Source organism: Sulfitobacter sp. 1A15299, from assembly GCF_043556915.1.
Classification (GTDB): Bacteria; Pseudomonadota; Alphaproteobacteria; order Rhodobacterales; family Rhodobacteraceae; genus Sulfitobacter.
The window spans coordinates 94,338-117,430 of sequence record NZ_JBIFFJ010000004.1; the positions used below are offsets into that span (position 1 = coordinate 94,338).

Genomic DNA, 23,093 nt, shown 5'->3' on the forward strand with positions numbered 1-23,093 from the left:
TTTATGGGTTTGTGCGCCCATGTCGGCATTTGCCGCCCACTCCCTATCCAGCAACGCCCATCGCGGAATTGAAGCGCGCCTCGCCTGCGGTTTTTCGGAACTGCCCGAAGGGCAACAGAATGACGAGCGCGGCAGCCCGCTATTCGCGCGGCGCGGGCCACAGGCTGGATACGCAGGCGTTCCGGCAACCTATGCGAACAGCGCATTTCTCCTGCCCTTTTCCATATCTTCTCCGGGCGAGGCGGCTTCCCATCTTGGAGTTGAGATTGGAGACATCATGCACACCGCCGTTCCAGAACCTCGTTCCGTTCCCTTTCCGCATTTAAAGCAGACCCTCTGCGAACATTACCAAAGGCTTAGCCCCGCCTCGCGAGAGCTGAGGTTCATGGGCCGGCTCAACGATGATGCATTGCTGCGCGTGGTTCGGGGCTCAAGCCCCGACCTGACCCTCGGAGTCGAATGCGATGATGCTCTGCGTGCAATATTGGAGCTTCATTGCATCGACAGCACCCATGCGGAGATCGGGCTTTCGGTTGAGGACGCCTATCAAGGGCGCGGCTATGGTCGAAGGCTATTCCATCGCGGTCTGGCCGAAGCGCGCGCGCGCAATATTGAGACGGTGGATGTGAACTTCTTGCGCAGCAATATCGCGATCAGAAAACTCTGCATCGAAGAAGGGGGAGAGATACGTTGCCGCGGGGCCGAATGTGTTGCGCAGTTGTCGTTGAACTGACCGGAGCATCCCAGACGGGCATGTATCATCCGGCGGCTATCAGATGGATGGCCGCCACCTAGGTCGCGGCGGCCAACTATCCCGGCGTTGCTTTTAGGTAATGGTGAACCCGCGGCCGACGGGGTCGGTTTCATCGATCAACCATTTGGCATAGCCGATAACTTTGGCGGTGCCCGGATGTTCTTGGACGCTGAGGCGCGGATCACCTGCGCAGGCTCCACTGGGGCACCGGACCGTGCTGTGATGATGCAAGGCCAGCGGGCGGGAACCTTCCCCCAAGCACATTTTTCGAAGAGCACCCATCATGTGAAAGATGAGGTGGTACGGCGCTGTGCTGCATTGATGGAGCAGAAAATCAATATGCCCCCGTCGATGGATCTGCTGGCCGCCGAGGTGGGGATCAGTGCCCGCCAACTTGATCGGCGGTTCAATCAGGCGATGGGGCAATCCCCGTCTCGGTATTTCCGTTCGATGCGGCTTAGCTATGCGCGTTGGCGTTTGACGCATACCAAGGACCGGATCGCAGAGATTGCCGCCGATGCAGGGTTTTCCGACTCTACGCATTTTCACCGTGAGTTTCGCAAGTCTTATGGCACGTCTCCGAGCCTGTACCGTCAGTCATCGAATGCTGTCTGATCGGTGGGGGGAACGAGCGCTCTTTCGACATGGTGCTATAGGTCTGCTTTAAGCAGTCGAAAGCTTTATCGGGCTGTTTGCAGTGCACCTCCTGCAAGGTGATAGACAATCGCTCAAGTTGTGGCACATAGGGGCACCACGCGGTTCTGGGGTTCCAAGGGGCCTAATACCGCCGTGCCGTCCAGCGGGCGAGCGCTTCGACCGCGGACCAAAGCAGCAGCGACAGCGCCGCCAAGACGATCAGGGCCGCAAACATCAGGGCGGTTTGGCCGCGGCCGTTGGCCATCAGCATCAGGTGCCCCAGCCCGCGGGAAGAGCCGACCCATTCGCCGATCAGCACGGCGAGGGGCCCGTAGACCACCGCCAGACGCAGGCCCGAGATCAGGCCCGGGAGGGCGTGGGGCAGGCGCAGCAGCAGGGTTTCGCGCCAACGGTTGGCGCCCGACAGATGCGCCAGATCGCGCAGCCCTGTGGGCAGCGCCATCAGCCGGTCAAAAAGGGCCGAGGCGATGGGAAAATATGTGACCAGCGCGATGGTTGCGATCTTGGAGGGCATCCCGTAGCCGAGCCAGAGGGTAATGACCGGGGCGAGGGCGAAGACAGGCACAGCCTGAGCCACCACCAGCATGGGGCGCAGCAGCCAGCGCGCGCGGCGCGAGAGGGTCAGAAACAGCGCCGTCTCGATGCCGAGAAAAATGCCCAAACTCAAGCCCAGCGCCAGATTGCCCGCCGACCATAGCGCATTCTGCCATAGCAGCGCGGCATTCCCGGCCAGGGCTTGCAAGACAAGCCATGGCCCCGGCAGGATGAAACGCGGCACGCCGCTGAGGGTGACGACAAGCTGCCAAATCGCGAGCGCGAGCGCGAAACAGACCATGCCGCGCCCTAATTTATGCAGCGTCAATACCATCAGGCGACCTGCGCGGGGGAGGCCAGCCCCATATCCAGCCCCATGTGGCGCAGCAGGTCAGCTTGGGCGGCAAGTGTCTCGGGGGCGTCGATCCGGCGCGGTGGCGGCGTTTTGGGCAGGGGGCAGGGGGTCACCCCATCGCGGCTCACGATCCAAGCGTGATCGGCGAGCCTCAGGGCCTCAGCCGGGTCATGGGTGATCAGCACGACGGTTCGCCCGCAAAGCAGTCGTGCCGCCAAATCCTGCATTTTAAGGCGGGTCAGGACATCGAGGGCCGAGAAAGGTTCGTCCAGCAGGACCACGGGGCGGTCTTCGTAAAGCGTGCGCGCGAGGGTGACGCGCTGGCGCTGACCGGCGGAAAGCGCGGCAGGTTTGCGGCGCAGCTCCGCGCGCAGCCCGACCTCGGCCAAAAGTGCTGCGGCGCGGGTAGGGTCCGCCCGTTCTCCGCGCAGCCGGGCGGGGATGGTGACATTCTCAACCGCATTTGCCCAAGGCAGCAGTTGATCGTCCTGCGCCATCATCGCGACACGGGGGGCGAGGGGGTGATTGTCATCGGCAGCAATACGGCCCTCCAGCCGGGCGGCGGTGGGCAAACCCGCAAGCAGACGCAACAGCGAGGTTTTCCCAACACCCGAAGGGCCGAGCAAGACGTTCCATTGCCCGGCCTTGAGGGTGAAATCGAAATGGTCGATCAAAGGGCCAGCAGCGCCGTGAAGCGCGCCTAATAAATGCACCGCAGGGGCGGTCATGCTGCCGCGGGCGACAGCGCCATGTCCCAAAAGCCAACTTCAAGCGTCGTGGCCGTGTTGAAACGCTCTTGCAAGGTCTTGGCTCGGGGCAGGATGTGCCAATCCGCGCCCAGACGTCGCGCCAGCGCGCCGTCGATCAGCGCGCCGACATCGCGGCACAGCGCTTGGTACTCTTCACCGCCATAGACGGCGCACCAATCGGCATAGGGGCCGTCATTGCCCCGCAGGGCCAAGCCGATCTCACCATAGCCCAGAACGCAGGGGGCGAGGGCGGCCATCAGGTCAAGGAAATCCCCGGAATAGCCCGCTTCCAGAACATAGCGCGTATAAGCAAGGTTGCCGGTAGCCTCTGCCGTGGCCTCAAGCGTGGCGCGGTCGATGCCTTGGCCTGCACAGGTCTCTACATGGAGGGGCATCTCCACATGCACCAGCGCATGGACCGTGGCACTCGCGGCGGCCATTTCATCCAGCGTTTCCGCCTTGGCGGCGGCAAGCGCCCAAGCGCGGGCGAAGTGGATCAGAAAGACATAGTCTTGCCGCAGGTAATGCAGATAGCTGGCCTGTGGCAGGCTGCCGCCGCCCAGCTGTTCGACAAAGTCATGGCGGGTATAGGCCCGCCATGTTTCTCCGGCACTAGCGCGCCAAGCGGCAAAGGCTTCGCCATAATCGGGTGCCGTCATGGTTTCGCTTGTGCTGTAACGTCGACCACCAGATCGGCGGCGGGGATCACGGTTTCCACAACGCCGCTTTCCTGCATGAAGGTCTCGAACCGGTCGTAGCGCCCGTGGTCCACTGCGGCGGGGCGGGTGGCGAAACGGGGCCATGTGTCTTCCCATGCGCGGGTGTTCAACTCGTTGCGCAGCTCGGCGTCGGAGGCAAAGAAGACCTCTCCGCTGGCCGCCGGGTCATTCACGATATCGGCGGCGGCGCGTTCGGTGGCGCGCAGGAAGCGGGCGATCATGTCGCGGTCCATCTCTTCGGCATGGGCGACGTAGATCAACTCGTCATAGGCGGGCACACCCTCGGCTTCGGGGTAAAAGCAGCGGCCCTCATGGCCTTCGATCGCCATCTGGTTCAGCTCGAAATTGCGGAAAGCGCCGATCACCCCGTCGACTTGCCCCGACATCAGAGCGGGGGAGATCGACCAGCCAATATTGATTTGCTCGACCTCGGCAGGGTCCACGCCATTGTGGTTCAGCATCGCATCCAGCAGCATCTCTTGCACGCCCGCCACGGCGAAACCCACCTTTCGGCCTTTCAGGTCCGCCATCTTTTGCACCGGCCCACCGGCGCGGACGACGAGGCAGGTAAGCGGTGTCTCAATCAGCGTGCCCACGCGGCGCAGGTCCAAGCCCTCGCGCTGGGCGAGATGCAGTTCCGGCTGGTAGGAGACCGCCAGATCGACCCGGCCCGCCGCCACCATGCGCGGCGGCTCATTCGGGTCGGCGGGGGAGACCAGTTCGACCTCCAGCCCCGCATCGGTGAAATAGCCCTTTTCCTGGGCCAGAATGATTGGCCCGTGATCGGGGTTCACGAACCAGTCGAGCATGACGGTCATCTTGTCTTGGGCCAAGGCGGGGGCCGCGATCAGCGTCAGAGCAAGGGGGGCGAGGATGTTTTTCACGAAGGGTCTCCAGTTTATCGTTTGTGCGGGGAAAGGGTCAGGCGCCGGGCAGGGCCAGCAGGGCGATCTTGCCCGGCCAGCGGGGGCGGAGGGTGTTGGCGGCGTGATGCGCGCGCAGGCCGGTGCGGCAGGCGAGCACGATGCGGGGGGTGTCGGGCGGCAGTGGCAGGTTCGGCAGCGCCTCGGGCGGGACATGGCGCGCTTGGGGTGAGAAGGGCACGGGCGCCTCGGCGCGCAGGTCGATGACCATATCACGCGGGGTGATATGGCATTCGGCGATGAAACCCGCGGCGCGCGCGGGCTCGGGCGCGGTATCGAACCGAAAGCCCGACATGCGCCATTGCGCGGCGTCCCAGATCAAGAGTTGCCCCAGCGGGGAGGGCGTGAGACCCAGCAGGACCGAGAGCGCCATCTGCGCCTGTGCCGCGCCGATCATTCCGACCACGGGCCCCAAAACACCCGCCGTGTCACAGGTGGCTGCCGTCTGCGGCAGGTCGGGGAAAACAGCGCGGAGCGAGGGGGCACCCCCGCAGAAACCACCGACATAGCCCGACAGCCCAAGGGCCGAGGCTGAAATCAGCGGTTTGCCCTGTGCGCAGGCTTCGTCCGACAGGGTCAGGCTGGCGGCGAAAGTGTCGGCGCAGTCGAGCGCGATATCGCAGTCCGCCAGCAGCGCGGGCGCATTGGCGGGGGTGAGCCATTCGGCTTGCGGGTCTAACGTTACCTCGGGGTTCAGCGCCGCCATCGCCTCGGCGGCGGCACGGACCTTGGGCCTGCCGATATCGTCCATCCGGTAGAGCGGTTGGCGGTGCAGATTGCTCAAGGCCACCTGATCGCCGTCGAGCAATGTGATCCGTCCGACACCGGCCCCGACGAGATATTGCAGCACAGGCACCGCCAGCGCACCGGCCCCGACGACCAGCACATGCGCCGCCGTGAGCCGCGCTTGCCCCGCGGCACCGACCTGCGGCAGAACGGTCTGGCGGGCGTAGCGGCTCATGCGGTCACCTCGAGCCATTCGCGCATCCGCGCCTCGGGGTCTGCGTTCAGCGTGATATCCGTGACCGCCGCCACCGTATCGGCCCCGGCGGCAAAGGCCCCCGGCGCGCGGGCGACTGACATGCCGCCGATGGCGCAAAGCGGGATATCCCCGATCCTCGCCTTCCATTCCGTCAAACGGTCGAGGCCCTGTTCGCTCCATTTCATCTTTTTCAGGATGGTCGGATAGACGGGGCCGAGGGCGATATAATCGGGGGCGAGGGCCAGCGCGCGGTCAAGCTCGGCGTGGTCATGGGTCGACAGACCCAGTTTCAGCCCGGCGGCGCGGATCGCGGGGAGGTCGGCACTGTCCAAATCCTCTTGCCCCAGATGCAGCCAATCGGCCCCCAGTTCAATCGCCAGTTGCCAGTGGTCATTCACCACCAGCAGCGCGCCGTGCCGGCGGCAGAGGTCGAGCGCGGTTGTGATCTCGGCCCGCAACCGGTCTTCCGGCGCGTCCTTGATGCGCAGTTGCACCAGCTTCACGCCCAAGGGCACGGCCCGCGCGACCCATGCGGCACTGTCGAAGACGGGGTAGAAACGCGGCAAGCTCATAGCCAAGCCTTTCCGATGACGGGGGTGGAGGGCACGGCCATGTCACGCTGGCCCATGGGGCCGGAGGCGGCGGCAAGCGCGCCCGCGCGGCAGGCCAGCGCAAAGGCTTCGGCCATGGCGGCGGGATCGCGGGCCTCGGCCACGGCGGTGTTCAAAAGTACCGCATCAAACCCCATTTCCAACGCCTGCGCGGCATGGCTGGGCAGGCCGAGGCCCGCGTCGATCACCATGGCCACATCGGGAAATGCCGCCCGCAGGCTGCGCAGCCCGTGCAGGTTGTTCAGCCCCAGCCCCGAGCCGATCGGCGCGCCCCAAGGCATCAGCACCCGGCAGCCCGCATCGACCAGCCGCGCGGCCAGCACCTGATCCTCGGTAGTATAGGGGAAGACCTCGAAGCCGTCGGCGCAGAGCGCCTCGGCAGCCTCGACCAGCCCGAAGGGGTCAGGTTGCAGGGTGTCGGCATCGCCGATGACCTCCAGCTTGATCCAATTGGTGCCGAAATACTCCCGTGCCATCTGCGCTGTGGTGATCGCCTCGCGCGCCGAATGGCAGCCGGCGGTATTGGGCAGCAGATGCACGCCTAAGCCGCGCACCATCTCCCAAAACGCCTGTCCCGCGCCCTGTTCGCGGCGCAGGGAAACCGTGGCGACCGGCGCGGCGCTTTGACGAAATGCGGCCTCCATCACCGCGGGCGAGGGGTAGCGCGCGGTGCCCAGCATCAGCGGTAGGGGCAGGGTGGTGCCGTAGAAATCGCGCATCTCTCAGCCCCCCTGCATGGCGCTGAGCACTTCGAGCCGGTCACCGTCGCGGAGCATGGTCTCACCCCGCGCGCCTGCGGGGACGAAACTGCCGTTGAGCGCGGTGGCGACCTTCGCCTCGCCCCAGCCAAGCTCTGCCAATGCCGCGTCAAGCGGCGCGGCGGTGACCTCACGCGGCGCGCCGTTCACTTCAATCTTCACGGAATAAATCCCCCGTTGTCGCTGTTGCCAGAAAGCCCGCCGCCTGTTCGGCCAAGGCGGGTGCCATGAGAAAGCCGTGCCGGAACAGCCCGTTCAGATGCAGCACCGCGCCGCGTTGCACGATGCCGGGCAGATTGTCGGCAAAGGCGGGGCGCAGGTCGGCGCCCATCTCGATGATCTCGCCTTCGGCAAATCGCGGGTCGAGCGCATAGGCGGCTGAGAGCAGTTCCAGCGCCGAGCGGGCGGTCATGCCGCTGCGGCTGGCGCTTTCGATCTGGGTCGCGCCCAGCATGTAGATCCCATCACCGCGCGGCACGACGTAAAGCGGGTGGCGCGGGTGCAGCAGGCGGATCGGGCGGGTGAGGGTGACATCAGGAGCGCGGAGCAGGATCATCTCACCGCGCACCGCACGCAGTCCGGGCAGAGCGTCGCGGGCCACCATGCCGCGGCAGTCGATCACCGGGCCTGCGATTTGCCTCGGGGCGAGGGCCGTGGTCTCGACCTTTACCCCTTGGGCGATAAGGGTTTGAGATAGATCATACAGCGCTTGGCGCGGGTTCAGATGCGCCTCCTCGGCAAAGAACAACCCGCGCCGGTGACGCCCGGCGAGGTCCGGCTCGCATTCTGCAACGGCCTCGGCATCGCAGGCGCTGTGGCCTTCGGTGCGGGCGGCAAAGCGTTGCAGTTCCGCGCGGTCCCGCTCGGGGGCGAGGACCAGCGTGCCCCTATGGGTGACCTCCGTGACCTCCCCCCATAGCGCCGCGGCACGCCGCCCGTGGGTCACTACCGCAGGCTCGCTCAGCGCGCCTTCGCAAAGGGGCGCGAGCATGCCGCCCGCCCACCACGAGCAGCCATGCGGCCCGGGCGTGCCTTTGCGGTCAACGAGCCTTGGCCGGAGCCCCTGCGCCAGACAGGCCCGTGCGGCCCAAAGCCCGGCCACGCCCGCGCCGATGATGGTGACGTCACTCATGGGACCAAACGCCGTGAAAATGATGCACCGGCCCGTGGCCATGGCCGATGTTGAGGGCGTCCGCGGCGGCAATGGCGCGTTGCAGATAGCGATGGGCGGCCTCCACCGCCTGCGGCAGAGACAGGCCTCGCGCCAGCCCGGCGGCAATGGCGGCAGAGAGCGTGCAGCCGGTGCCATGGGTGTTCGTGGTTTGCTGGCGCGGCGCGGAAAGGCGCAGGGTCTCGGCCTCGGAAATCAGCAGATCGACACAGGTGCAGCCCTTGCCATGGCCGCCCTTCATCAGCACCGCGCGGGGGCCGAACGACAGCAGCGCGCGCCCCTGTGCGAGCATGGTGGCCTCGTCGGAGGCTTCTTCTGTGTCGAGCAGCCGTGCGGCCTCGGGCAGGTTCGGCGTCAGCACATGGGCGCGGGGCAGCATCCGGTCGCGCAGGGTTTTGACCGCTTCGGCAGAGAGCAGCGCATCGCCGGATTTCGCCACCATCACCGGGTCAAGCACAACAGGCGCGGCGCAGTCGGCCAGCCCCTCGACCACGGCGAAGATCGTCGCCGGGTCGCCCAACATGCCGATCTTGACCGCGCCGATGGCCAGATCGTCAAAGACCGCCGTCATCTGTGCGCGGATCATCGCAGGGGCGATCATCGCGACCCCGGTGACGGCGCGGGTGTTCTGCGCGGTCACGGCAGTGAGCACGCTTGCCCCATAGACGCCGAGCGCGCTAAAGGTCTTGAGATCGGCTTGAATCCCCGCCCCGCCGCCGCTGTCGGAGCCCGCAATCGTCAGTGCTTGAAACGCCATTCGGCCCCCCATTCGTGAGATGGGCCAAGGGCATGGAGATACGGGGTAAACGACCGCCCGGATGGGGCTGATGCTTGCTTCCGTTCCCTACGCCGGTACGACCCGGATCAGGTTCGATGGGTCGGTTTTCACCTCTCAGCCTTGCGGCACCCCAACGGATTTCCGGCAGGCTAGCGAGGGGCGTTCATAGGGTCAACAGGGGATCGGTTATTTATTAGTTCACGTTTTATATCATGTAGTTGTACATCGTACCTCATGCAACGCATGAAGATTCGTCAATGAAAATCGCGCGATCTGGGGATCACTTTGGCATCGCGCGGATGGCCATGCATGGCCACCTGACCGGGCAGCGGATGGGTCGGGTGATCGCCCCGCGTCGTGATGCCGGGCATGGGCGCGTCCGAGAGCGCGGCTAGCCGGTCCGAGCGGTCCTCGAGCCGGTCGGCCACTACGTGGATCACCCGCCCGTCGGTCTGCACGCGCCCTTCCACGACCAGAAGCCGCGCCGACATGATCGTGGGGCGGTAGAGCTTGAACATATTGGGCCAGATCACGAGGTTGGCGACGCCAAACTCATCCTCCAGCGTGATGAAACAGACCCCCTTGGCGCTGCCGGGTTTCTGGCGCACCAGCACCAGCCCGGCGAGTTTCACCCGCCGCCCGTGGCCCATGCGCGAAAGATCGCGGGCGGAGGCGAACCCCTGCGCGGCAAGGCTGGCGCGGTAGAAGGACATCGGATGCGCCTTCAGCGACAGGCGCAGCGTCTGGTAGTCGGCCACCACCTGTTCCGCCTTCGGCATCACCGGCAGATGCACCTCCGGCTCCGGGCCGCGGGCCGAAGCCTCAACATGGTCGAAGATCGGCAGGGCGGGCGCATCGCGCAGCCCCTGCGCCTGCCAAAGCGCCTGACGCCGGTCGATCCCCATGCTGCGCATCGTGTCGGCGGCGGCGAGTTGTCGGATCGCCTTGGCATCCAGCCCCGCGCGGGTCTTGAGGTCTTCGACATCCGCAAAAGGCGTCTCGCGCCGGTCCATGATCCGCGCGCCCGCCTTCTCCTGCAGCCCGTCCACCATGCGCAGGCCAAGGCGCAGGGCGAAACCGTCGTCACAAGGCTCCAGCGTGCAGTTCCAGTCCGAGAGGTTCACGTCCACATCGCGCACCTCGACCCGGTGCTCACGGGCGTCGCGCACGATCTGCGCGGGGGCGTAGAACCCCATTGGCTGGGAGTTCAGCAGCGCGCAGGCAAAGGCCGCCGGGTAGTGGCATTTCATCCAGGATGAGACATAGACCAGCTTGGCAAAACTCGCGGCATGGCTTTCGGGGAAGCCGTATTCCCCGAAGCCCTTGATCTGGTCGAAACAACGCTGCGCGAAAACCGGATCGTAGCCGCGCTTGGTCATGCGGCCCACCATCTTGTCCTGCAGCTTCTCGATCGTCCCGCGCGAGCGGAAGGTGGCCATGGCCTTGCGCAGCTCGTTGGCCTCGGCGGGCGAAAACCGTGCTGCGTCGATGGAGATCTTCATCGCCTGTTCCTGAAAGATCGGCACGCCCAAGGTCCGGCTGAGGATGCTGAACAACTCGTCCTGCGGATAGGCCGGGCCGGGGGCGGGGTAGACGACGCTTTCGAGCCCCTGACGGCGGCGCAGATAGGGGTGGACCATGTCGCCCTGAATGGGGCCGGGGCGGACGATGGCGACCTCGATCACCAGATCGTAGAAGACCCGTGGCCGCAGTTTCGGCAGCATCGCCATCTGCGCGCGGCTTTCGACCTGAAACACCCCGAGGCTGTCGCCCCGGCAGAGCATGTCATAGGTGGGCCGCCCGGTGGCGTCGTCCTCGTGATCCTCCACTGGCACCGTGGCCAGTTCCAGCGGGCGGTCGTAATGCGCCTCGATCAGATCAAAACATTTGGCGATACAGGTGAGCATCCCGAGGGCGAGGATATCGACCTTGAAGATCTGCAGCGCGTCGATGTCGTCCTTGTCCCATTCGATGAAACTGCGCTCGGGCATGGCGCCGTTGCCGATGGGCACGATCTCGGTCAGGGGGCGTTCGGTCAGGATGAAGCCGCCGACGTGCTGTGAAAGGTGCCGCGGCATGCCGATCATCTGGCTGGCCAGTTTCAGCACCATGCGCAGATAGGGGTCTGACAGGTCCAGCCCGGCCTCGCGCACGCGGGCGTCGTCCATCTCACCCTCGAAACTGCCCCAGACGGTGCCGGCGAGCTTCGAGGTCACGTCTTCCGAGAGCCCCATCGCCTTGCCGACCTCGCGGATGGCCGAGCGCGGGCGGTAGTGGATCACCGTGGCGCAAAGCCCGGCGCGGTGGCGGCCGTATTTGCCGTACATGTACTGGATGACCTCCTCGCGCCGCTCATGCTCGAAATCGACGTCGATATCGGGCGGCTCGTCGCGTTCCTCCGACAGGAACCGCTCGAACAGCAGGTTGTGCACCGCCGGGTCGACCGAGGTGATGCCGAGGCAGAAGCAGACCGCGGAATTGGCCGCCGAGCCGCGCCCCTGACAGAGGATCGGCGGCTGCGCCTCCTCGCGGGCGAAGCGGACGATGTCATGGATGGTCAGGAAATAACGCGCGATCTTCTTGGTCTCGATCAGGGCGAATTCCTTCTCGATGGTCTTTTTCACCGTCTCGGGCAGGCCTTCGGGGTAGCGCCGGGCAGCGCCTTCCCAGGTGAGGCGGGCGAGTTCCTCCATCGGGCTGCTCCCCTCGGGGACGATTTCATGGGGGTATTCATAGGCCAGATCGGTGAGGCGGAAGTCGATCCGGTCGGCAAGGCGGCGGGTCTCCGCGATGGCATGGGGCCAGTCGGCGAAAAGGCGCATCATCGCCTCGGGGGATTTCAGGTGGCGTTCGGCATTGGCGGCTAGCAGGTAGCCCGCCTTGGGTACGATCACGCCCTCGCGGATCGCCACCATCACGTCCTGCAGCGGGCGGCGGTGGCGGGCGTGGTAAAGCACGTCATTGGTGGCGAGAAGCTTCAGCCCATGGGTGCGGGCCAGCGCATCCAGCCGGTTGATCCGTGCCCGGTCGTCGCCCCGGTAGAGGAAACTCGCGCCGATATGGCGCATCTCCGGCAGCGCTTTTTGCAGCCGCGGCAGGCCGGCGGCGAAGAGATCGAGGTTCTCGGGCGGCATGACGATCAGGTGCAGCCCTTCGGCATGTTGCGCCAGCATCTCCAGCGTCAGATGGGTCTCGCCCTTCTGCTGCCATTCGCCATCGACCGATTGCATCTTGCCCGCCGAGAGCAGCGTCGAGAGCCGCGCATAGGCGGCGCGGTCCTGCGGGTAGGCGAGGATCTCGGTCCCGCAGAGCAGCACCAGACGCGCGCCGATCAGGGGGCGGATATGGGCTTTCTCGGCCTCCACATGCAGGCGCACCACGCCCGCCAGCGTGTTGTGATCCGCGATGCCGAGACTGTCGTAGCCGTGGTGATGCGCGGTCTCGACCAGATCGACGGCGTCCGAGGCGGCGCGCAGGAAGGAAAAGCAACTGGCCAGCCCGAACTCCACATACGCTGCCCGCGGCGGGGCGGCAAAACCGTCCTCGCCCAGGGTGCGGCGCTTATGTCCCTCCTGCTGCGGCATCAGGCGAACATCCCGTGCAGGAACCAGCGCGGCTCGGCGCCCCGGCCGTCATGGATCACCCCCTCGCGGTAGAGCCAGAAGCGTTGGCCGCCTTCGACCTCCACCTTGTAGTAATCGCGCAGCCGGGTGCCGGGGCGGTCGCGCCACCATTCCGGCGCGATGCGTTCGGGCCCGGCGTGGCGGGTGGTCTTGTAGGTGACGCGGCGCCAGTTGAATTGCGAGGGCGGGCCTTCGGGCACGGCGTAGATCACGCGCACCTCCTCGGGCGGGGTCAAGAGGCGCAGCGGGCGCTCGCGCAGCAGCACCGGCGCGGTGGCGGGGGTGGCCTGCAGGGCCGGGGCGCGTTCCTCCACCGCCTCGGGCTTGTGGGTCTCGCGCCACTGCGGCCAGTTGACCTTGTCGCTGCCCAGTTTCGCCACCAGACGGTCGAGCAGCCCAGCCACGTCGGCCGAGGGGTCGCGCTTGCCGTCGAGGTGGTCCTGCATCAGCGGCAGCGGTTCGCTCGCCAGTGCCTCCAGCGTCAGCAGGTCAAAGCCAAAGCCGCTGTCGATGGTTTCGAGCTTGCCTTCGAAGAGCCGGCGCAAATGCGCGGCGTCGCGGCTGGCGCGGGCGGTGGCAGTGTCGAGGCCGCGCCAATCGCCGTCGATGCGGTAGACGGTCAGCCGCAGCCGCCGCGCGCCGAGTTCGGCCCGGGCCAGTTGTGCGCAGAGATCCTCGACCAGCGCGGGCAGATGCGGGGCGGGGTCGAGCACCGGTTCGGGCAGGCGGCTGCGGGCCATGAAATGGCGGTGATCGGGCGGGGCGTTGAGCGGATCGGCGGCCTTGCCGAGCGCCTTGTCGAGCAGGATCAGCGGGTTGCGCTCGGGCTTCAGGCTGGCGAAGCGGCGCATCAGCGCGGCGCGGGGCAGATCGCTCAGCGCGCCGATGGTCTTGAGGCCGAGCCGGTCCAGGAGCCGCGCGGTCTGCGCATCCAGCCGCAGGGCGGCGACGGGCAGGGGGGCGAGGGCGGTGCCCACGTCCTCGGCCTCGCAGATCTGCGCGCCCAAGCCGAAACGCGCCAATGCCTGCGCCGCCCCCGGGGTGGGGGCCATGGCGCAGCGTGCGGTCAGCCCCTGCAACGCGAAACGGCTGCGGATGTCGCGCAGCATCGCCGCCTCGCCGCCAAACAGATGCGTGCAGCCGGTCACGTCCAAGAGCAGGCCATGATCCACGTCCCGCGCGGTCCAAGGGCACCAGCGCCGCGCCCAATGCACCAGCCGCTTGATCAGGGCAATATCGCCCTCCAGATCGGCGGGCTCGACATGCAGGTCGGGGTGGATCGCCTGCACGTCGACCACCCGTGCGCCCGTCTCGATGCCGCGGGCGCGGGCGGCGGCGCTCAGCCCATGGACCACCGGACCGTGCGTCCCGTCGCGCGACAGGACCACCGGCACCTCATCCCCCGGAACGCTGCGGTATTGGCTGATCACCCGGCGCCAGCGCTCCATCGTCAGCTCGGGGAACCAGACGGAGACGATCCGCGGCGCGGGGGCTGTGGCGTTTCTCGGGCTCATAATCGGCCACCCATCGGCCTGGCGCATGGCCGCGCGCGCGAAACAGCTCCAGATCCCAGCGGGCCGCGCCCGGCGCCTGCGGGTCGTGCGGATGCGCCTGCGCGGGCAGCGCGGCGATGCGCCAGCGCATCCGAGCGGCGCTCAGCCCGCCGGGATCGCCGCTGCGGATGAGGTAGAGCGGCACGCCCGAAGCCTCGGCCCGCAGCGAGAGCCGTTTGGTGGCGGTGAAATCCAGCACCTCCGGCCCGCCATGCACCTCGCCCACCACGGCGGAAAGACCGGCGCAGGCCGCGCCTTCCTCCATCGTCCAGAGCACGTCGCGCGGATGGCTGGCACTGACCAGAAGCACCGGCTGCTCCAGCCCGAAAGCCGCGAGGCTCGGGGTATAGGGCGCGCCGTTCTCGCGCCGCGACAGGAAGTCCTGCACCCAGAGCACCGGCCCCTTGCCGCGCGGCAGCAGCGACAGCACGAAGGCGCTGGCCGGGGCCGTGGCGAAGGGGGCGGGAAAGACATCCGTGAGCGGCGCATATGCGGCCAGAACCCCCGGCTCGGGGGGTGTCGACGGCCGCCGTCGCGGCAGGGTAAGGACCTGCCCATATGTAGAATCGGTTGTCATGCACGACTCCATATGTTCACATTTTGTTCTATTCATAAACGACGAACTGCGGTTCTGTCAAAGATTTGAGCCGCGCCGCGAAGCCCTTGCCGGGGCGCGGAAAAATCGCATCTACTGGGCCCAAGGCGGCGACAGGAGGCGAAAATGTGCAATCTTTACTCCCTCACCAAGGGGCAGGACGCGATCCGCGGCTGGTTCGACGGGATTGAGGACCAGACCGGAAACCTCGCCCCGATGCCCGGCATCTACCCCGACTATCCCGCCCCGGTGGTGCGCCATGGCGAGGTCGGCCCGGTGCTGCAGATGATGCGGTGGGGGATGCCGTCGCCCGCCTTTGCGCTCAAGGGCAAGAAGACCGACCGCGGTGTGACCAACATCCGCAACATCGCCTCACCGCATTGGCGGCGCTGGCTGGTGTCGGAGCACCGCTGCGTCGTGCCCTTCACCGCCTTTTCCGAGCCGCTGAACCGCCCCGGCGAACGTTCTCGCCCGATCTGGTTCGCACTTGGCGAGGACCGCCCGCTGGCCTTCTTCGCCGGGGTCTGGACGCAGTGGACCTCCGTCCGCAAGCTCAAGGATGGGGAGACCACCGACAACCTCTATGGCTTTCTGACCACCGAGCCCAATGCCGAGGTCGCGGCCGTGCACCCCAAGGCCATGCCGGTGATCCTGACCACGCCCGACGAGGTGCAGGCGTGGCTCGGCGCCGAGACCGCCGACCTCCCAAAACTGCAACGCCCGCTGCCCGACGGTGCCCTGCAGGTCATCGACCCCGAGGATTAAGCCGCCTCTGCCATCATCCGCGCGGCCATTGCGAGGTCCGAGCGGAACTGCGCCTCGGCCTCCTCGCGCACGCGGGGATTGGGGACGCGCAGCAGGTAGGAGGGGTGCAGGGTGATCAGCACCGGGATGCCCTCGGGCCCCGCCTCGATCGTGCCGCGCCGTTTCAGGATGCCCGTGCCCTTGCCGGTCAGGCTCTGCGCCGCCGTGGCGCCCATGGCGAGGATCAGCTTCGGCTGCACCTGCGTCACCTCGGCGTTCATCCACCAGCGACACTGGTCGATCTCCGGCGTCTCGGGGCGCTGGTGGATGCGGCGCTTGCCGCGGGCGGTGAACTTGAAGTGTTTGACCGCATTGGTGACGAAGGCGGCCTCGCGATCCAGCCCCGCTTCCCCGGCGATGCGGTCGAACATCTGGCCTGCCGGCCCGACGAAGGGGCGGCCCGCCAGATCCTCCTGATCGCCCGGCTGTTCGCCCACCACCATCAGATCGGCATCTCGCGGCCCTTCGCCCGGCACGGCTTGGGTAGCGTGGCAATGCAGCGGGCAGCGGGTGCAGGCGCGGATCGCGGCGGGCAATTCTTCCATCGGGCCTTCCCACGCGGAATTGAAGGCCGAAAGCTGCGCCTGCACGCGGTCCATCCGCACCGGCGGCAGTGTCGGCGCTGCCTCGGCCATGGCGCGGGCGCGGGCCGGGGCCTCGGCGATCATCTGGGGGATGAAGGCCGCCTCGGGCATGTTCTTCCAGTATTTCTTGGGCATCTCCGACTGCATCGCCTTCACCATCAGGCGCGCGGGGTTGAAGATATTCTGGAAGTAGGTGATCCACAGTTGCTCGCCCGCGTCCTCGGGCAGGTCGGGCTTGGCGTGACCCTCTTGAAAGCTGAGCTTGCCGCCCTCGAAGATGGCCGAGACGTCGGGCGTCAGGATGCGCCAGTCCATGTCCGAGAACCGCCGCACGAAGAAATCCGCCGTCGGCTCCACCGTGTGATGCGTGGGCTCGAACCAGGCGGCGAAGCTGCGGCGCGGGGCGTTCGGATCGCCGATCTCGCGGAAGCGGACGAAGGCTTTCATCTTGTGCTGGCAGCGGCGGACGTTCTTCTCCATCCCGCGCAACACGGCGAGGTCGGCATCGCCGCGGTCCGACATCAGATGCGGCGCGTCCTTCACGCGCCAGAGGAAGGCGTAAAGCCGCGCGAAGCGTTCCGGATCGCTGTGCCAGACCGCCGTCTCGGCCATCGACACGAAACTGCGCGGCACGGCGGTGCGGCCCGTGGCAGTGGGCGCGGCTTCCCCGCCGAAAAGGTCGGGGGCAGCGGCATGATCGCCCCAGAGGATCTGCTCGGGCGGAACACCGGCGGCGAGAAAGCCGCGTGCCGCCTCGCGCCATGCCCTGGCGGTGCCGATGGGGGGCAGGGAAACGCGGTGCATCAGAACAGGGTCAATTGCTCGGGCGGCGGCGCGAAACGCGCGCGCAGGTCGGCGCTGTCGGTGAGCCCCCCCGGCGACCAGCCCCCGGCGGTGACGAAAGCGCGGGCCTTTTTCATCGAAGCGCCCATGCGGGTCAGGTCCTCGTAGCGCAAGCTGCGATGCCGCCGCGCGGCGAGGATGCGGTTGACGGTCTTCACTCCGAAGCCGGGCACCCGCAGCAGCATCTCGCGGCTGGCGCGGTTGACGTCGAGCGGGAAATGCTCGCGGTGCACCAGCGCCCAGGCGAGTTTCGGGTCGACCTCAAGATCGAGGTTGCCGTCGCGGGTGACCGAGGTGATCTCGTCGAGTTGGAAGTCGTAGAACCGCAGCAACCAATCGGCCTGATACAGCCGGTGTTCGCGTTGCAGGGGCGGGCGGATCAGCGGCAGTTTCGCGGAACTGTCGGGAATCGGCGAGAAGGCGGAGTAATAGACCCGCTTCAGCTTGTAGCTGGAATAAAGCCGCGTCGATTGCCCCAACACGGTGGCGTCGTTCGACCCGTCCGCGCCGATGATCATCTGCGTCGACTGGCCGGCGGGGGCGAAACGCGGCGGGCGCTTGCCGGAGAAGGATTTCTCTTTGCTCGCCTCCTTGGTCATGCGCACGTTCGCCATGGCGCGGCGGATCTGCTCGGGCTTCTTCTCGGGCGCATATTGCTGCACCGCGCTGTCGGTGGGAAGCTCCACGTTGATCGAAAGCCGGTCGGCGAGACGCCCGGCCTCCTCGATCAACTCGGGCGAGGCGTCGGGGATGGTCTTGAGGTGGATGTAGCCGCGGAAGTTCTCCTCGTGCCGAAGCTTGCGGGCGATCTGGACCATGTCCGACATGGTCGCATCGGGCGAGCGGATCACGCCCGACGACAGGAACAGCCCCTCGATATAATTGCGGCGGTAGAACTCGATGGTGAGTTTCACCACCTCGTCCACGCTGAAACGCGCGCGCTCCACGTTCGACGACACGCGGTTGATGCAATAGCTGCAATCGTAGATGCAGAAATTGGTCATCAGGATCTTGAGCAGGCTGATGCAACGCCCGTCCGGGGCGTAGGCGTGGCAGATGCCGCTGCCTTCGTTGGACCCCAGCCCCTTGCCGTCGCGCGAGTCGCGCTTGGTGGAGCCCGAGGAGGCGCAGGAGGCGTCGTATTTCGCCGCGTCGCTGAGAATCGCCAGTTTCTGATCGAGGGTCTGTTTGGTCATGCGTTCTATATATGTTCTCGGAGGGGCGGCGTCATCAACCTATCTTAATGCCGCGACAATTTGCGCGGGGGGCTGCCGAGGGGCGGGGTGATTTCGCGCGGTCGATGTTCCTGCGGATTTGCCTACGGGACGCTAACCTTTTGGGCGGCGCATTTAAGCATCCCCCTGCAAGGGCGCATCGTTGCATCGCCCTGCAAGGGCGTGTCAGCATCGCCCTACAAGCTATTGCCTCGGTTCGACATTTCCCCTCACCGTAGCCCTCCGCCTGCTTGCATTACCTCGCGTAATACGGTTGTAATTCCGCGAGGAGACAATCGGCTTTCCCAAGAACAACACGCGAGGAGCACCGTGATGGCAAACCCCCTTTATGACACTCTGTTTGGCCGTCACGCGGGCAAGACGACCGCCTTTTTGCATCTCGAAGGGGGGGTGACGCTGACACATGCGGGCTTTCTGAGCCGGGCGGCGCGCTTTGCCAATGTGCTGAGCGGGCTGGGGGTGAAGCCGGGCGACCGGCTGGCGGTGCAGATCGACAAATCCGCCGATGCGCTGGCGCTCTATGCCGCTTGCGTGCGGGCGGGGGTGATCTTTTTGCCGCTCAACCCGGCCTATACGGCGGATGAGGTGCGCTATTTCGTGACCGACAGCGGGGCGGCGGCTTTTGTCTGCCAGCCTGCGCGGCGCAACGAGATGGGGCCGCTGGCCAAGGACACGGGCTGCCAGCTTGAGACGCTCGGCACCGAAAACGATGGCAGTTTTGCGGAGCGCGCGGCCTCGGTCACCGATCAATTCGAGACCCCCCCGCGAAAGGCGGATGATCTCGCGGCCTTCCTCTATACCTCCGGCACGACGGGGCGCTCTAAGGGGGCGATGCTGACGCAGGCGAACCTTTTGTCGAACGCGCAGACGCTGGCCGATCTGTGGCGCTTTACGAATGCGGATGTGCTGCTTCATGCGCTGCCGATCTTCCACACCCACGGGCTTTTCGTGGCGACCAATGTGACGCTGGTGGCGGGAGGCGCGATGATCTTCATGCCCAAGCTCGACATCGACCGATTGATCGACCGGATGCCCCATGCCACCGCGATGATGGGGGTGCCCACATTCTACACCCGGCTGTTGGACGACGCGCGCTTTACCAGTGAGACGGCGGCGAAGATGCGGCTGTTCATCTCGGGCTCGGCCCCGCTTTTGGCCGAAACCCATGTGGATTTCGAGGCCCGGACCGGCCACCGTATCCTAGAGCGTTACGGCATGACCGAGACTAATATGAACACCAGTAACCCCTATGAGGGCGAGCGCCGGGCGGGCACCGTGGGCCTGCCTCTGCCGGATGTGGAACTCAAGATCACCGACCCCAAGACCGGCGCGACCCTGCCGGATGGCGAGATTGGCAGCATCGAAGTGCGGGGGCCGAATGTCTTTAAAGGCTATTGGCAGATGCCCGAGAAGACCGCCGCCGAGCTGCGCGAAGACGGCTTTTTCATCACCGGCGATCTGGGGCGGCGCGATGCGGATGGCTATGTCACCATCGTGGGCCGCGACAAAGACCTGATCATCTCGGGCGGCTATAACATCTACCCCAAGGAGGTCGAACTGCTGCTCGACGACCAACCGGGCGTGCTGGAAAGCGCGGTGATCGGCGTGCCGCATCCCGATTTCGGTGAAAGCGTCGTGGCGGTGCTGGTGGCGCGCCGGGGTGTGGAATTGGACTTGGAAAAGATCGCTTCGGACGTGGCCGGATCGCTGGCCAAGTTCAAACAGCCCCGCAAGTTGATCGTGCTGCCGGAACTGCCGCGCAACACCATGGGCAAGGTGCAAAAGAACGTGCTGCGCGAAAACTACCGGGATCTCTTCCAGCCGGGGTGACGCGGCCCGAGGGGCGCTGTCTCACGGTCAAAGGCACGGGCATCCCCCTCCCACGGGGCGGGGCGGGGATGTAACCTGCGACAATCTGGCGTTTAATGCCCGGTTTCGCTTGAGGTGCCGGGAAAATTTCTACAGAACGTGGTGACCTTTCAGTCCGCTAGATCAGGAGTTCGCGTGTCCCTCTTCCTTATCGTTGCCTTGCCTTTCCTTGGTGCTTTGCTACCCGGACTGATGAATTCCGCAGGGCGCCAAGCCTGCGCCGGGGTCACCTTCATGGTTACCCTCGTGGCCTTTGTGGGCCTGCTCACCCATCTGCCTGCCGTATTGGCCGGAGAGGTGCTGACCGCGCGGGTTGATTGGATCCCGCAGCTTGGCCTGAACCTGACCTTGATGCTCGACAGTCTTGGCTTTTTCTTTGCCTGCCTGATCCTTGGCATCGGTCTGCTTATCATCGCCTATGCGCGCTCTTATCTGTCGCGCGATGATCATATGGGTGAGTTTTTCACCTATCTCTTGCTCTTCCAAGGCGCGATGGTGGGCATTGTTCTGAGCGATAACGTGTTGATCCTGCTGATTTTCTGGGAGCTGACCTCGCTGTCGTCCTTCCTGCTGATCGGCTATTGGAAGCATCTGCCCGAAGGCCGCCAAGGCGCGCGGATGGCGTTGACCGTGACCGGCATGGGCGGGCTTGCGATGATCGGTGGCATGCTGCTGCTGGGTCAGATCGTCGGCAGCTATGACCTGAGCGTGATCTTGGAAAACCGCGAGGCGATCCAAGCCTCGCCGCTCTATCTGCCTGCGCTGATCCTGATCCTGCTGGGCTGTTTCACCAAATCCGCGCAGTTCCCTTTTCATTTCTGGCTGCCCCACGCCATGGCCGCGCCGACGCCGGTGTCGGCCTATCTGCACTCCGCCACGATGGTGAAGGCGGGGATCTTCTTGATGGCGCGGATGTGGCCGGTGCTTTCGGGCACGCCGGAGTGGTTCGTCATCGTCACCACGGCGGGGCTGATCACCATGGTGCTGGGCGCGGTGATCGCGCTGTTCAAACATGACCTGAAGGCGCTCTTGGCTTTCTCGACCGTCAGCCACCTTGGTCTGATCACCATGCTTTTGGGCACCGGCACGGCCTTTGGCGCGCTGGCGGCGGTGTTTCACATCCTGAACCACGCGACCTTCAAAGCGGCGCTTTTCATGTCGGCGGGGATCGTGGATCACGCGGTGCATACGCGCGACATCCGGCGCTTGGGCGGGCTGCGGCATCTGATGCCGGTGACCTTCGTGATCGCCACGCTGGCGTCGCTTTCAATGGCGGGTATTCCGCTGCTCAACGGCTTCTTGTCGAAAGAGATGATGCTGGCAGAGACGCTGCACACGACGCTTTTCGATCTGCCGTGGCTGGTGCCTGCGCTTGCGACCTTCGGCGCGCTCTTCTCTGCGGCCTATAGCTTCCGGCTGATCGGCCACACCTTTCTTGGCAAGGAGCGCGACGATTACCCCGATCATCCGCATGATCCCAAGCCCGGCCTCTGGCTGCCGCCGGCGCTGTTGATCATCCCCGTGGTGGTGATCGGCCTCGCGCCGTTTCTGGCCGAGCCTTTCGTCAAGCTGGTGACCGCCTCTGTCCTTGGTGACGCGGCCGAGATGTCTTCTGCGCATTTCAAAATCTGGCACGGGCTGGGGCCGGCGCTTTATATGTCGATCGTCGCGGTGGTGGGCGGGCTGATCTTGCTGGCGCTCTTCACCCCGCTGCTGCGCATCTGGGATGCCGCCCCGCGGCCCGAGGCCAAGCGCATCTTTGACCGGATCATCGCGGCCGCTGTCGGCCTGTCGCAGGCGGTATCGCTGCGGCTGCACAATGGGGCTTTCTCGCGCTATGCCGCCGTGATGGCGGTGACCGTCGTGGGCGTGGGCTATTACGCTTGGGCCACCGGCACGGTGGGCGCGGCGAGCCGTGCGCTGCAGCCGACGAATGCCGTGCAGATCGCAGGCTGGCTGATGTTGGTCGCGGCGGCCTGCGGCCTTGTCTTCCTGCACCGCAACCGCCTGTTGTCGCTGATCTTGATCGGCATCGTCGGGCTGATCGTCTCGGCTGGTTTCGTTTTCTTCAGCGCGCCGGACTTGGCGATGACCCAGCTGACGGTCGAGGTGGTGACGATCATCCTGCTGCTCTTGGCGCTGAACTTCCTGCCCAACCGCACGCCGATCGAAAGCAGCGTGCTGCGCCGGACGCGGGACGTTGTCGTCTCTCTCGCGGCGGGGGCGGCGACCATGGCGCTGTCCTATCACTACCTGCTGCGCGACACCGTGGCGCCGAGCATTTCCGAATTCCACCTTGCCAACTCCTACAAGGGCGGCGGCGGCACCAATGTGGTGAACGTGATCCTCGTCGATTTCCGGGGCTTCGACACCTATGGGGAGATCATCGTTCTGGGCATCGCGGCCCTGCTGATCTACGCGCTGACCGAGACGCTGCTCTCGGGCCCGGTGCGTGCGCTCTTGCTGAACCGCAAGCCCGACCAGCCGCGCGCGGGGGACCGTCACCCGATGATGATGGTGGTGATGACCCGTGTGATCATGCCGGTGGTGCTCATGGTAGGTTTCTACATCTTCCTGCGCGGCCATAACGAGCCGGGCGGCGGTTTCATCGCCGGTCTGATCGTCTCTATCGCCGTGGTAATGCAATATATGGCCAGCGGCTTTGCCTGGGCCTCGGCGCGGCTGCGCTATCCCTATCATGGGATCATCGGCACCGGCGTCTTGATCGCGGGGCTGACGGGGATCGGATCGTGGCTCTTTGCCAAACCGTTCCTGACGTCGGACTTCACCTATGTGCGCATCCCGCCGTTCTACAAGTTCGAACTGGCCACGGCGGCGCTTTTCGATCTGGGCGTGTTCCTTGCCGTGGTGGGGGCGGTGATGCTGTCGCTTGAAAGCTTCTCGCGGCTGGCGCGCCGGGCGCATGTGCCCGAAGCCGAACATGCGATGGACATCGACCCCTCGCGCGAAGACACCACCAAGGCGGAGGCATAAAC

The 23,093-nt window shown here is 65.8% G+C and carries 20 protein-coding genes and 1 riboswitch; of the genes, 5 read left to right on the plus strand and 15 right to left on the minus strand.

What is annotated here, in order from left to right:
* Window positions 1–19 precede the first annotated feature (19 nt).
* Window positions 20–733, plus strand: a complete 714-nt coding sequence (locus tag ACGYK7_RS07745; protein WP_394400638.1) for a GNAT family N-acetyltransferase — start codon at window positions 20–22, stop codon at window positions 731–733.
* A gap of 87 nt (window positions 734–820) precedes the next feature.
* Entirely contained in the window at window positions 821–1,369 is a 549-nt protein-coding gene (locus ACGYK7_RS07750; protein WP_394400640.1) for a helix-turn-helix domain-containing protein, read from the plus strand.
* Window positions 1,370–1,532: 163 nt separating this feature from the next.
* Here the strand turns inward: ACGYK7_RS07750 and ACGYK7_RS07755 are convergent, their stop codons facing one another.
* From ACGYK7_RS07755 to ACGYK7_RS07815, 13 genes are all read right to left on the minus strand, one after another.
* Entirely contained in the window at window positions 1,533–2,279 is a 747-nt protein-coding gene (locus ACGYK7_RS07755) for an ABC transporter permease (protein WP_394400643.1), read from the minus strand.
* Entirely contained in the window at window positions 2,279–3,028 is a 750-nt protein-coding gene (locus tag ACGYK7_RS07760) for an ABC transporter ATP-binding protein (RefSeq protein ID WP_394400646.1), read from the minus strand. The genes ACGYK7_RS07755 and ACGYK7_RS07760 overlap by 1 nt, the downstream gene beginning before the upstream one ends.
* On the minus strand, window positions 3,025–3,708 hold the full coding sequence (locus ACGYK7_RS07765; protein ID WP_394400648.1) for a TenA family protein: 684 nt from the start codon (window positions 3,706–3,708) through the stop codon (window positions 3,025–3,027). Before ACGYK7_RS07765 ends, ACGYK7_RS07760 begins: the two co-directional genes overlap by 4 nt.
* On the minus strand, window positions 3,705–4,652 hold the full coding sequence (locus tag ACGYK7_RS07770; RefSeq protein WP_394400651.1) for an ABC transporter substrate-binding protein: 948 nt from the start codon (window positions 4,650–4,652) through the stop codon (window positions 3,705–3,707). Before ACGYK7_RS07770 ends, ACGYK7_RS07765 begins: the two co-directional genes overlap by 4 nt.
* Window positions 4,653–4,689: 37 nt before the next feature.
* Window positions 4,690–5,652 (minus strand): ThiF family adenylyltransferase, encoded by a 963-nt coding sequence (locus ACGYK7_RS07775; RefSeq protein ID WP_394400654.1) that lies wholly within the window; start codon window positions 5,650–5,652, stop codon window positions 4,690–4,692.
* A complete protein-coding gene (locus ACGYK7_RS07780; protein WP_394400656.1) occupies window positions 5,649–6,245 on the minus strand; it encodes a thiamine phosphate synthase in 597 nt (198 codons plus the stop codon). The genes ACGYK7_RS07775 and ACGYK7_RS07780 overlap by 4 nt, the downstream gene beginning before the upstream one ends.
* Window positions 6,242–7,003, minus strand: a complete 762-nt coding sequence (locus ACGYK7_RS07785; RefSeq protein ID WP_394400657.1) for a thiazole synthase — start codon at window positions 7,001–7,003, stop codon at window positions 6,242–6,244. Before ACGYK7_RS07785 ends, ACGYK7_RS07780 begins: the two co-directional genes overlap by 4 nt.
* 3 nt (window positions 7,004–7,006) lie before the next feature.
* On the minus strand, window positions 7,007–7,204 hold the full coding sequence (thiS, locus tag ACGYK7_RS07790; RefSeq protein WP_394400660.1) for a sulfur carrier protein ThiS: 198 nt from the start codon (window positions 7,202–7,204) through the stop codon (window positions 7,007–7,009).
* Window positions 7,194–8,174 carry an FAD-dependent oxidoreductase gene (locus tag ACGYK7_RS07795; protein ID WP_394400662.1) on the minus strand — a complete coding sequence of 327 codons (981 nt, stop codon included), beginning with the start codon at window positions 8,172–8,174 and terminating at the stop codon, window positions 7,194–7,196. The genes thiS and ACGYK7_RS07795 overlap by 11 nt, the downstream gene beginning before the upstream one ends.
* Window positions 8,167–8,970 (minus strand): bifunctional hydroxymethylpyrimidine kinase/phosphomethylpyrimidine kinase, encoded by an 804-nt coding sequence (gene thiD, locus ACGYK7_RS07800; RefSeq protein ID WP_394400665.1) that lies wholly within the window; start codon window positions 8,968–8,970, stop codon window positions 8,167–8,169. Before thiD ends, ACGYK7_RS07795 begins: the two co-directional genes overlap by 8 nt.
* Window positions 8,971–9,037: 67 nt before the next feature.
* Window positions 9,038–9,134, minus strand: a riboswitch (TPP riboswitch).
* Window positions 9,135–9,245: 111 nt separating this feature from the next.
* Complete coding sequence (locus tag ACGYK7_RS07805) at window positions 9,246–12,575, minus strand: error-prone DNA polymerase (protein ID WP_394400668.1); 3,330 nt, start codon at window positions 12,573–12,575, stop codon at window positions 9,246–9,248.
* Complete coding sequence (locus ACGYK7_RS07810) at window positions 12,575–14,062, minus strand: Y-family DNA polymerase (RefSeq protein ID WP_394400890.1); 1,488 nt, start codon at window positions 14,060–14,062, stop codon at window positions 12,575–12,577. The genes ACGYK7_RS07805 and ACGYK7_RS07810 overlap by 1 nt, the downstream gene beginning before the upstream one ends.
* Window positions 14,010–14,744: an ImuA family protein gene (locus ACGYK7_RS07815; protein WP_394400671.1), complete on the minus strand. Its 735-nt coding sequence runs from the start codon at window positions 14,742–14,744 to the stop codon at window positions 14,010–14,012. Before ACGYK7_RS07815 ends, ACGYK7_RS07810 begins: the two co-directional genes overlap by 53 nt.
* A 144-nt stretch (window positions 14,745–14,888) precedes the next feature.
* Between ACGYK7_RS07815 and ACGYK7_RS07820 the strand changes: the two genes are divergently transcribed.
* Window positions 14,889–15,527 (plus strand): SOS response-associated peptidase, encoded by a 639-nt coding sequence (locus ACGYK7_RS07820; protein ID WP_394400674.1) that lies wholly within the window; start codon window positions 14,889–14,891, stop codon window positions 15,525–15,527.
* Here the strand turns inward: ACGYK7_RS07820 and ACGYK7_RS07825 are convergent.
* Both ACGYK7_RS07825 and ACGYK7_RS07830 read right to left on the minus strand, forming a co-directional pair.
* Window positions 15,524–16,954: a UdgX family uracil-DNA binding protein gene (locus ACGYK7_RS07825; protein ID WP_394400677.1), complete on the minus strand. Its 1,431-nt coding sequence runs from the start codon at window positions 16,952–16,954 to the stop codon at window positions 15,524–15,526. The two genes, ACGYK7_RS07820 and ACGYK7_RS07825, sit on opposite strands and share 4 nt — an antisense overlap.
* Window positions 16,954–18,189 carry a putative DNA modification/repair radical SAM protein gene (locus ACGYK7_RS07830; RefSeq protein ID WP_394400679.1) on the minus strand — a complete coding sequence of 412 codons (1,236 nt, stop codon included), beginning with the start codon at window positions 18,187–18,189 and terminating at the stop codon, window positions 16,954–16,956. The genes ACGYK7_RS07825 and ACGYK7_RS07830 overlap by 1 nt, the downstream gene beginning before the upstream one ends.
* 351 nt (window positions 18,190–18,540) lie before the next feature.
* Between ACGYK7_RS07830 and ACGYK7_RS07835 the strand changes: the two genes are divergently transcribed.
* Complete coding sequence (locus ACGYK7_RS07835) at window positions 18,541–20,058, plus strand: malonyl-CoA synthase (protein WP_394400682.1); 1,518 nt, start codon at window positions 18,541–18,543, stop codon at window positions 20,056–20,058.
* A gap of 174 nt (window positions 20,059–20,232) precedes the next feature.
* Window positions 20,233–23,091, plus strand: coding sequence for a monovalent cation/H+ antiporter subunit A (locus ACGYK7_RS07840; protein WP_394400684.1), 2,859 nt, complete (start codon window positions 20,233–20,235; stop codon window positions 23,089–23,091).
* Window positions 23,092–23,093 lie beyond the last annotated feature (2 nt).

Bases quoted from the DNA above. Each gene is read 5' to 3' on its own strand.
- ACGYK7_RS07745 (WP_394400638.1), top strand. From the start codon at position 20: ATGTCGGCATTTGCCGCCCACTCCCTATCCAGCAACGCCCATCGCGGA.
- ACGYK7_RS07755 (WP_394400643.1), bottom strand. From the start codon at position 2,279: ATGGTATTGACGCTGCATAAATTAGGGCGCGGCATGGTCTGTTTCGCG.
- ACGYK7_RS07760 (WP_394400646.1), bottom strand. From the start codon at position 3,028: ATGACCGCCCCTGCGGTGCATTTATTAGGCGCGCTTCACGGCGCTGCT.
- ACGYK7_RS07765 (WP_394400648.1), bottom strand. From the start codon at position 3,708: ATGACGGCACCCGATTATGGCGAAGCCTTTGCCGCTTGGCGCGCTAGT.
- ACGYK7_RS07775 (WP_394400654.1), bottom strand. From the start codon at position 5,652: ATGAGCCGCTACGCCCGCCAGACCGTTCTGCCGCAGGTCGGTGCCGCG.
- ACGYK7_RS07780 (WP_394400656.1), bottom strand. From the start codon at position 6,245: ATGAGCTTGCCGCGTTTCTACCCCGTCTTCGACAGTGCCGCATGGGTC.
- ACGYK7_RS07785 (WP_394400657.1), bottom strand. From the start codon at position 7,003: ATGCGCGATTTCTACGGCACCACCCTGCCCCTACCGCTGATGCTGGGC.
- ACGYK7_RS07795 (WP_394400662.1), bottom strand. From the start codon at position 8,174: ATGAGTGACGTCACCATCATCGGCGCGGGCGTGGCCGGGCTTTGGGCC.
- thiD (WP_394400665.1), bottom strand. From the start codon at position 8,970: ATGGCGTTTCAAGCACTGACGATTGCGGGCTCCGACAGCGGCGGCGGG.
- ACGYK7_RS07805 (WP_394400668.1), bottom strand. From the start codon at position 12,575: ATGCCGCAGCAGGAGGGACATAAGCGCCGCACCCTGGGCGAGGACGGT.
- ACGYK7_RS07810 (WP_394400890.1), bottom strand. From the start codon at position 14,062: ATGGAGCGCTGGCGCCGGGTGATCAGCCAATACCGCAGCGTTCCGGGG.
- ACGYK7_RS07815 (WP_394400671.1), bottom strand. From the start codon at position 14,744: ATGACAACCGATTCTACATATGGGCAGGTCCTTACCCTGCCGCGACGG.
- ACGYK7_RS07820 (WP_394400674.1), top strand. From the start codon at position 14,889: ATGTGCAATCTTTACTCCCTCACCAAGGGGCAGGACGCGATCCGCGGC.
- ACGYK7_RS07825 (WP_394400677.1), bottom strand. From the start codon at position 16,954: ATGCACCGCGTTTCCCTGCCCCCCATCGGCACCGCCAGGGCATGGCGC.
- ACGYK7_RS07830 (WP_394400679.1), bottom strand. From the start codon at position 18,189: ATGACCAAACAGACCCTCGATCAGAAACTGGCGATTCTCAGCGACGCG.
- ACGYK7_RS07835 (WP_394400682.1), top strand. From the start codon at position 18,541: ATGGCAAACCCCCTTTATGACACTCTGTTTGGCCGTCACGCGGGCAAG.